General features: G+C 72.6%; 7 protein-coding genes. 5 read left to right on the forward strand and 2 right to left on the reverse strand.

Annotation, left to right across the window (positions count from 1 at the left end):
• Positions 1–40: 40 nt before the first annotated feature.
• Positions 41–598, reverse strand: a complete 558-nt coding sequence (locus tag ACWGJY_RS26875; protein WP_453263417.1) for a DinB family protein — start codon at positions 596–598, stop codon at positions 41–43.
• 417 nt (positions 599–1,015) lie between these two features.
• Between ACWGJY_RS26875 and ACWGJY_RS26880 the strand changes: the two genes are divergently transcribed.
• Positions 1,016–3,793: a SpoIIE family protein phosphatase gene (locus tag ACWGJY_RS26880; protein WP_453263418.1), complete on the forward strand. Its 2,778-nt coding sequence runs from the start codon at positions 1,016–1,018 to the stop codon at positions 3,791–3,793.
• 225 nt (positions 3,794–4,018) lie between these two features.
• Positions 4,019–4,507, forward strand: coding sequence for a hypothetical protein (locus ACWGJY_RS26885; protein WP_453263419.1), 489 nt, complete (start codon positions 4,019–4,021; stop codon positions 4,505–4,507).
• Positions 4,508–4,555: 48 nt separating this feature from the next.
• Here the strand turns inward: ACWGJY_RS26885 and ACWGJY_RS26890 are convergent, their stop codons facing one another.
• Entirely contained in the window at positions 4,556–5,029 is a 474-nt protein-coding gene (locus tag ACWGJY_RS26890; protein WP_453263420.1) for a DUF4118 domain-containing protein, read from the reverse strand.
• A gap of 288 nt (positions 5,030–5,317) precedes the next feature.
• Here ACWGJY_RS26890 and ACWGJY_RS26895 point away from each other — a divergent pair, with 288 nt between their 5' ends.
• The 3 genes from ACWGJY_RS26895 (at position 5,318) to ACWGJY_RS26905 (ending at position 8,944) form a co-directional block, all read left to right on the forward strand.
• Positions 5,318–7,285, forward strand: coding sequence for an amino acid transporter (locus tag ACWGJY_RS26895; RefSeq protein WP_453263421.1), 1,968 nt, complete (start codon positions 5,318–5,320; stop codon positions 7,283–7,285).
• A gap of 116 nt (positions 7,286–7,401) precedes the next feature.
• A complete protein-coding gene (locus ACWGJY_RS26900; protein ID WP_453263422.1) occupies positions 7,402–8,193 on the forward strand; it encodes a maleylpyruvate isomerase family mycothiol-dependent enzyme in 792 nt (263 codons plus the stop codon).
• A 244-nt stretch (positions 8,194–8,437) separates the two neighbouring features.
• On the forward strand, positions 8,438–8,944 hold the full coding sequence (locus ACWGJY_RS26905) for a hypothetical protein (protein ID WP_453263423.1): 507 nt from the start codon (positions 8,438–8,440) through the stop codon (positions 8,942–8,944).
• The last annotated feature ends 528 nt before the right edge of the window (positions 8,945–9,472 follow it).

The following is a 9,472-nucleotide window of genomic DNA, read 5'->3' on the forward strand; positions in this document are numbered from 1 at the left end:
CGCCTCACGCCCCCGCTCGGGCTCAAGTCCCGCTCGGGCCTCAAGCCCCCGTGACGCCGTCGATGCTCTCCCTGAGCAGATCCGCATGACCGTTGTGGCGTGCGTACTCCTCGATCATGTGGACCAGGATCCAGCGCAGCGAAACTTCCTGGCCGCCGACGAGGCCGGCCTCCCGTCCCGGGAGCTTGCCGGTGTCGTCCAGCGAAGCGGCGGCGGTCAGCTCGCGGCTCCGGGCGACTTCCGCGTGCCAGAGTGCCAGCGCCTCGTCGATCCCGCGGTCCGGGGCGAGCGTGAAACCGTCTTCGCTCCCGCCCTCATTCCCGCCCTCGTTCCCGTCCCCCGCGCCGTTCACCGGCGGCAGGTCCTGGCCGGCGAACACCCGCTGGAACCAGGTGCGTTCGACCTCCGCCATGTGCTGGACCAGGCCGAGCAGGGTCATGGAGGACGGCGCCACCGAGGCCAGGCGGACCTGACGGTCGTCCAATCCTGCGCACTTCAGCGGGAGGGTGGCACGGTGGAAGTCCAACCAGCTTTCCAGCATGGCGCGTTCATCCGCCTGAAGGGGCGGAATGGGCCGCCCGTCCGGTGTGGTTCCCATGGGCCGCATCCTTCCACAGGCCATCGGCGGGGTGACCGGGAAGTGCCGCGTCCGGCGCCCCTGCATCGGGGTGCCCTGCGGGGGCGGGAAGGGCGGAAGGGCGGAAGGGCGGGAAGGATGGGGAGGGCGAGGAGGGCGAGGCTCCCGCGCGCCCGGTCGCGGTCCGGCGGGGCCCGGAACGGGTACGGCAGGGGCAGGGCAGGGCAGGGCCGGGCAGGCGTACGGAGGGAGCGGTCGAGCGCGGCTCCACAGGCCGGCGACGGGAGCGCCGGCGACGTACGGTACCGGCGCAGCCGCACACCCCACAGTGGAGCACAATGCTACATATGGGTCATGACGGAAAATTTCGGGCGAGAGGGTGACGATTCCGGGACGTCATCGCACTCCCCGGGACAGCGCCTCCGCTCGCGTCTGAAGGTGCACAGCGTCGCGGGCCAGGTGTTCGTGCTCCAGCTCGCCCTGGCGGTGCTGCTGGTCGTCGCGGCCGTCATGGCGCTCGTCTTCCAGGCGGAGGGCGCGAGCATGCAGGAGGCCCGACAGCGCTCGATCGTCGGGGCCGCGACCTTCGCCCATGCGCCCGGAACCCTCGCCGCCATGACATCCCGCAACCCCACCGCGGTACTGCAGCCCCAGGCGGAGGCGGCGCGCAAGGCCGCCGGTGTCGACTACGTCATCGCGTTCAGCCCTTCGGGCATCCGCTGGACCCACCCCGATACGCGTCTGATCGGCAGGCATGTCGTCGGCGGCGCCTACCTGCCGTCGCTCCACGGGAGGCCCTACACCTCCACTTTCCCCTCGTCCCTCGGTCCCGCGGTGAACACGACGGTCCCGGTTCTCGACCGCAACGGCTCGACCGCCGGGTATGTGTCCGTGGGGATCCGCGTCCAGCGGACGGGCGAGCGGGCGGCGCGCCAGCTGCCGCTGGTGCTCGGCTCCGCCGCCGGTGGGCTGCTGCTGGTCACCGGCGGGGCCGCCTGGATGAGCCGCCGGCTGCGGCGGCAGACGCACGGGCTGCACCCGGCCGAGATGCGGCGGATGTACGAACTCCACGACGCGGTGCTGCACGCCGTACGGGAGGGCGTACTGATCATCAGCAGCGACGGGCGGCTGCTGCTGGCCAACGACGAGGCCCGGCGGCTGCTCGAACTGCCCGCGGACGCGGAGCGGCGCCCGGTCGCGGATCTGGGCCTGGAGCCACGGCTGAGCGCGCTGCTGGCCTCGGGGCGGGCGGCGACCGACGAACTGCTGCTGGCGGGCGACCGGCTGATCGCGGTGAACGTGCGGCCGACCGCACCCCACGGCGGCCCTGCCGGAACGGTGGTGACGCTGCGGGACACCACCGAACTGCGGGCGCTGGCCAGACGGGTAGGCGTGGCCCAGGAGCGGCTGAAGCTGCTCTATGACGCGGGGCTGCGGATCGGCACCACGCTGGAGGTGGGGCGGACCGCCGAGGAGCTGGCCGGCGTGGCGGTCCCCCAGTTCGCGGATGTGGTCACCGTCGAGCTGCTGGAGCCGGTACTGCGGGGCGACGAACCGGCGGCCGGGGTGGGTACCGGTCTGCGACGGATGGCGGTCAGCGGGGGCCCCGAGGAGTTGGCGATCTACCGGGTGGGCGAGGTGCTCAGGTTTGTGCCCGGCACGCCGATGGCAACGGCCCTGGAGAGCGGCCGCCCGGTTCTGGTGGACGATCTGCGCAGGTCGGACGAGTGGCGGCGGCAGAATCCGGCGGGCGTCCAGCGGGTGCTGGACGCCGGCGTCCGGTCGCTGCTCGCCGTACCGCTGCAGGCGCGGGGCGTGGTGCTGGGGCTGGCCGACTTCTGGCGGAACGAGGCCTCCGGCCGCTTCGAGGAGGAGGATCTGGCCTTCGCCGAGGAGCTGGCGGCGCGGGCCGCGGTCTCGATCGACAACGCCCGCCGCTACACCCGCGAGCACACCACGGCCGTCACCCTGCAGCGCAGTCTGCTGCCGCAGGCCCTGCCCGAGCAGTCCGCCCTGGAGGTGGCGCACCGCTATCTGCCCGCGCACGCCGGGGTGGGCGGCGACTGGTTCGATGTCATCCCGCTGCCCGGCGCCCGGGTCGCGCTGGTGGTCGGCGATGTCGTCGGACACGGGCTGCACGCCGCCGCCACCATGGGCCGGCTGCGTACCGCCGTCCACAACTTCTCCGCCCTCGACCTGCCGCCCGACGAACTGCTCCACCACCTGGACGAACTCGTCACCCATATCGATACCGACGAGGCACGGGCGGCGGGCTCCGCCACCGGCGATGAGGGCGACGACGAGGGCACCCGGCCGGGCGGCACGGACCGGGACACCGAGGGGTTGCCGACGCACGCGGGCCGTACCGGTATCACCGGTGCGACCTGCCTGTACGCCATCTACGACCCGGTCGGCGGCCGCGCCACCCTGGCCAGGGCGGGCCACCCGGGGCCGGCCCTGGTCGCCCCTGACGGCACGGTGTCGTTCCCCGAGGTGCCCGTCTCCCCGCCCCTGGGCCTGGGCGGCAGGGAGCCGGTGGAGACCACGGAACTCACCCTGAGCGAGGGTTCCCGGCTGGTGCTGTACACGGCCGGGTTGCTCGAGGGCCGTGACCACGACATCGGCAGCGGCCTGGAACGGCTCCGCGCGGCGCTGACCACCGCGGCGGACCGCTCCCCGGAGCAGATCTGCACGGCGGTCCTCGACACGATGCTGCCCGTGCATCCCAGCGACGACATCGCCCTGCTGGTGGCCCGTACCCGGTTGCTGGACCCGGGCCGGGTCGCCGAATGGGACGTGTCCTCCGACCCGGCGGCCGTCGCCCCCGTCCGGTCGGCCTGTCTGCGCACGCTGGAGTCCTGGGGGCTTGCAGCGTCGGCATTCACCACCGAGCTGATCCTCAGCGAACTGATCACCAATGCCATTCGCTACGGGGCCCAGCCGATCCGGGTCCGGCTGCTGTACGACCGCGCCCTGATCTGCGAGGTCTCCGACGGCACCAGTGCCTCCCCGCATCTGCGCCGGGCCGCCACCACGGACGAGGGCGGCCGCGGTCTCTTCCTCGTCGCCCAGTTCGCCCAGCGCTGGGGCACCCGTTACACACCGAACGGCAAGGTGATCTGGACCGAGCAGTCCCTCGAAGGCGGCCGGCCGGAACCCGGTCCGGACTCGGCCGACGACATCCTCGACCAGTGGGACGACGTCCCTGCGCCGTGACGGGGGGCGGGCGCGGCGCGGCGCGCCGTCCCGGGCCGGTGACCGGTGGGCCGTCCGCCGTCGCCCGCGCCCCGGCCGTCCGCCGTTGCGCCGCGCCCCGGCCATTCGCCGTCGCCCGCGCCCCGGCCATCCGCGCGCCCGCCCGCCGGTCACCGGCGGATGCACCCCCGTGGCCCCCTGGCTAAGCTCGGTGAAGGGGCCGAAGACCTGATCTTGGAGGCTCCCGTGGTGCAGCTGCCCGAAGCGCGTGATCTGGCCCCTCGTCTGGCCACCGGTGTGTTCATCCTCAACTCCGGGCTGACGAAGTTGCGGGCCGACCAGGCCACCGCCCAGGCCGTGCACGGCATGGCCTGTGTGGCGTATCCGTTCCTGGACTCGATTCCCGCCGAACGGTTCACCCGGCTGCTGGCCTGGTCGGAACTCGCGGTCGGCGGCGCGCTGCTGGCGCCGTTCGTACCGACCCGGCTGGCCGGGCTGGCCCTGACCGGGTTCTCCGGCGGGCTGGTGGGCCTGTATCTGCGGGTCCCGGGGATGCGGCAGGAGGGGAGTCTGCGGCCGACCCAGGACGGGATTCCGATGGCCAAGGACTCTTGGATGCTGGGCATCGGGCTCGGCTTTCTGGCCGCGCCGTGCGGCCGCCGCCGGGCCGCGGCATCCCGGTACCGGCACGCGGCCGGCTGCCGTCGGCGCCACCGCGGCCGTTGCCGGGGCTGAGTGCCGCGAAGGCCCGCGCGTGCCGTTCAGCCGAATGAGGCGGGCCGGTCAGCGGGCCGCGTGCCGCCGGACGGCCCGTACGGCGGCGGCGCAGCCCGCGCCCGCGACACCGGCGAGGAGGAGGACGAGCAGGCCGGTCCGGTCCGGTGGCCCGAAGGCCAGGTCGGAGTTCCCGTGCAGCACGAAGCCGTCGTAGAACAGCCAGCACACCAGGGCCACCACGGGCACCAGAGCCGGCCGGGCGAGCAGGGACACAGCCACCGTCAGCAGGGCGAAGACCGCCAGTGCGAGCGCGGCGTGGGCGGCCTCGCCGGCCAGCATCAGGGCCGTCACCAGCAGCGCCGCCCCCACGGCGCCGAGCGGCAGCGCGAGGTCCCGGGCGAGGGCACGGTCGGACGGCACCCGGTGGTCCGGCTGGGTACGGGGCCGCGTCACCCGAGGGAACGGCGGGGTGCGGGGGATGTGGGGGGCATAGGGGCCGTACGGACGGTGCGGGGGCGCCGGACGGTGAAGGGTGGCCACGGGGAACACCTCCTGCTGTGGCCCCTGCGGCGGACCGGTCGGTCCCGTGGACCCGCGGTGGACCCTTGCCGCCAGAGTGCGCGCCCGAGGCGGTGCGGGGGCGCCGCGGCGCCGTCCCTTAACGCCCTGTGTACGGGCGGTGGACGATTTCTGACACGGTCTTGACGGCAGACGGGAACCCCTCGATGTCGTCCAAAGCGGGGTGGGCCGAGGCGCCGCCGAGGTGGTGATGCATACTCGCTCCTCGTTGCCCGCACCGCGAACCGATGATCGGCAGGACATAGCCGTATGACCACTGTCCAGGCGGACCCCACGCCTCCCACCCCCACCCCCCGGCGGTGGCGCGCCTGGCTCCTGGACGGACTGAGCAGCCAGGCCGCCCGTCACCCCGGGCCGCACGGCACCCCGCCGGCCGAGCACAAGGGGCACTCCTGGTGGCGCGTCATGTGCCTGACGGGCGTCGACTACTTCTCCACGCTGGGCTACCAGCCGGGCATTGCCGCGCTGGCAGCCGGACTGCTCTCGCCGTTCGCCACGCTCGTCCTGATCGCACTGACCCTGCTCGGTGCGCTGCCGGTGTACCGCAAGGTCGCCAAGGAGAGCCCGAACGGCGAGGGTTCGATCGCCATGCTGGAGCGGCTGCTGCCGTGGTGGGCGGGGAAGCTGCTGGTCCTGGTGCTGCTGGGGTTCGCCGCCACGGATTTCATCATCACCATGACGCTGTCGGCCGCCGATGCCGCGGCGCACGTCGTGGAGAACCCGTTCGCCCCTCCCCTGCTGCACGGCGCGAACCTGTGGATCACTTTGGTGCTGCTGGCCGCCCTGGGCGCGGTGTTCCTCAAGGGCTTCCGTGAGGCGATCGGTATCGCCGTCGGCCTCGTCGGGACCTATCTGGTGCTGAACATCGTCGTCCTGGCCACCGCGGCCTGGAATGTGCTGTCGCACCCGGTGGTGGTCGGCAACTGGTGGGGCGCGATGACCGCCGAGCACTCCTCGCCGGTGGCGATCGTCGGTGTGGCGCTGCTGGTCTTCCCCAAGCTGGCGCTGGGCATGTCCGGCTTCGAGACGGGCGTGGCGGTCATGCCGCAGATACGCGGCGCCGCCGGCGACACCGACGCACACCCGGCCGGGCGGATCCGCGGCACCCGCCGGCTGCTGACCACCGCGGCGCTGGTCATGAGCTGCTTCCTGCTGCTGTCGAGCCTGGCCACCACTCTGCTCATCCCGCAGAAGGAGTTCGCGACCGGCGGTTCGGCCAACGGGCGTGCGCTGGCCTACCTCGCGCACCAGTACCTGGGCGAGGCCTTCGGCACCGTCTACGACCTGTCCACCATCGCCATCCTCTGGTTCGCCGGCGCCTCGGCAATGGCCGGGCTGCTCAATCTCGTACCGCGTTACCTGCCCCGCTACGGCATGGCTCCGGAGTGGGCCCGTGCGGTGCGTCCGCTGGTGCTGATCTTCCTGGCCACAGCCTTCGGCATCACCTTCTTCTTCAACGCCAGTGTCGACGAGCAGAGCGGTGCCTATGCGACCGGTGTGCTGGTGCTGATGCTCTCGGCGTCCTTCGCCTCCACCGTCGCCGCGCGCCACCGGCGGCTGCATGCCGCCACCATCGGCTTCGGCGCCATCACGGTCGTCTTCGGCTACACCCTGATCACCAATGTCATCGAGCGGCCGGACGGCCTGAAGATCGCGCTGCTGTTCATCCTCGGCATCCTGCTGACCTCGTTCGCCTCGCGTGTCCACCGGGCCTTCGAACTGCGCGCCGTACAGGTCGGTTTCGACGAGACGGCCGAGCGGCTGATCGGCACCGCGATGGCGGCCGGTCCGCTGCGGGTGATCGCCAACGAGCCCGAGGAGCGGGATGCGGCGGCGTACCAGGAGAAGGAGTACAGCCAGCGCGAGGAGACCCATATACCCGACGGCCGGCCGGTGCTGTTCCTGGAAGTGACCGTCAGGGACTCCTCGGACTTCACCACGGACCTGCACGTCCGGGGCGAGGAGCAGTACGGGGCGCAGATCCTGCGGGTGGAGGGCGCCGGCGTGGCGAACACCATTGCCGCCGTCCTGATGCAGCTGCGCGAGCACACCGGCCAGGTGCCGCACGCCTACTTCAACTGGACCGAGGGGCATCCGTTCAGCCATCTGCTGCGGTTCCTGGTCTTCGGCGACGGCGAGGTCGCGCCGGTCGCCCGGGAGGTCCTGCGCCGCGCCGAGCCCGACCCGGCCCGGCGCCCGCGGGTCCACGTCGGCTGAACCACGCGGCCCGCTCACGGCCACCCGCACACGGCTCCCCCGACCGGCTGTGACAGGCTGCCCGCAGATGCCCGGCCGGTCAGGTCGCCGGGCCGAGGAGAGCAGGAACAGCGCTCATGAACACGCCGGACGCCTCGGGCCGGGAGACCGTCACGCCTGCCGTACACCGCGCTGCCGTCGCGGCGGAGACCGCGAGGTTCGTGGCGGCACTGGACGGTGCGCAGCTGTCGCTGCCGGTGCCCGGCTGCCCCGACTGGACGCTCCTCGACCTGGTCCGGCACACCGGGAGCGTGCAGCGGTGGTTCTCCCTCCTGCTGCGTCAGCGGGTCCAGGAGCCACCGCGCAGCCGCGAGGTGGAGCTACAGCTGCCCGCGGACGAGAGCGGCTGGGCCGACTGGCTGGCGGCGAGTGCGGCGGTGGCGGCCGACGCGTTCGCCGCCACCGGCCCGGATACCGCGATGTGGGCCTGGGGCGCCGATCACCACGCCCGGTTCTGGATGCGGCGGATGCTGTTCGAGACCCTGGTGCACCGCACCGACGCGGAACGCGCCGTGGGTCTCCGTACGGTGATCGACCCCGCCCTTGCGGCCGACGGCGTGGACGAGTTCCTGGTCAATCTGCCGTTCGCGGCCTCCTTCGCCCCCGGGGTGGCGCACCTGCGCGGCAACGGTGAGACCCTGCGCTTCCGGTGCACGGACACGGCCGGCGACTGGCTGGTCCACCTGCGGCCCGACGGTTTCGAGGCAGCGCCGCAGCCCGGGGACGCGGCAGCCGACGCCGTCGTACAGGGCGCCGCCGCGGACCTGCTGCTCCTCGTCTACGGCCGCCCGGCGCGCGGCGCGGACACCGTCGAGAAGACCGGCGACGAGGAACTGCTGGCACGCTGGGTGACCCACTCCGCCTTCTGAGGCGGCGCACAGTGCCCCATGGCAGTGCGGGGCTTCCTGGCGGAACGCTTCGAGCGGCACCGCCCCGGCGGTCGGCGGTGGCCTGCAGGGCGCTCGGCTGGGCCCGCGAGGCGGCGGACGCTGACACGACATGTCCCTCATTGGCCTCGGCGTGGCGCCTGGGACGTGCGTGGTCGCACGGGAGCGGAACCCTCGGATTCTCACTCACGAACGCATGTGAGTTGGACCGCCGTAGGCTGCCTGCATGATCCGTGCGGTGGCGTTCGACGTGGGAGAGACCCTGATCAGGGACGATCGCGGGTGGGGGGCGTGGGCTGACTGGCTCGGCGTCAACCGGCACACGCTGTCGGCCCTGGTGGGCGCTGTGGTTGCCCAGGGGAGGGACAACGCCGACGCGCTGAGACTCGTGCGGCCTGGCATCGGCATAGAGGCCGAACGGGCGGCGATGGAGCGAGCCGGCCAGGGGGAGTTCCGGGATGAGTCGGACCTGTATCCCGATGTCCGCCCGGCACTGGCGGCCCTGCCGGGCCGCCGACGCGGTGGCGTTCAAGCTCGGGGCGAAGGATCTCTCGGCGCGACTTCTCGACCTGATGAGCTGGGCGAACTTCACTTCGACGCAGGGACACACGCGGGCGCCCGGGAGCACCGGTGGGTGCGCGAGGACGCTGCCACTCTGCGTCGCCTGAAGCGCACGGACGCCGCATCTCTCAGCAGCTTCGCCGAGTGGTGCCACGCAGGAGCGGGCGCCTGAACGGTACCCCTGGCAGGGGTACTTGAGCAGTACCCGCGGGGCCACCCTCTTCTTGAGCCCAACGGCACTGGGAGAAACCTTGACCGCAACAACAGCTCCAACTGCTCCAGACCCCGACGTAAGCCTCGTCCAGCCACATGGCGAGCCGTGGTACCGGTGCGGCACCGCCCACAGCCCCCTCACCGCCCCAGCCGGAACAGTCACCACTCGGGTGGGCGAAGGCATACGGGTCTGGCTCATCGTGCGCTGCCCGCAGCACCGGCACCAGGGGTCGCAGTGACTGCGGCAACCGGCGCGCCCTGACCCCGCGCCTCGTCCTGGACCTCTGACGGGACGAGCACCGGGAACGCTCTTTCCTCATAGCCGACACAGCCGACGGACATACAGTCCCGCCGACGCCGGCGACCCCTTGGCGGACTCGTAGATGCTCGTACCAGGGAACGGGTGACGTCGCCGCGGGGGCGGGGCCCCCCCGCGGGCGCGCCGCGGCCGCCCCCCCCCACCGCCCCCACAAAAACAAAAAAGACC

The sequence above is a fragment of the Streptomyces sp. NPDC054765 genome, from assembly GCF_053612065.1.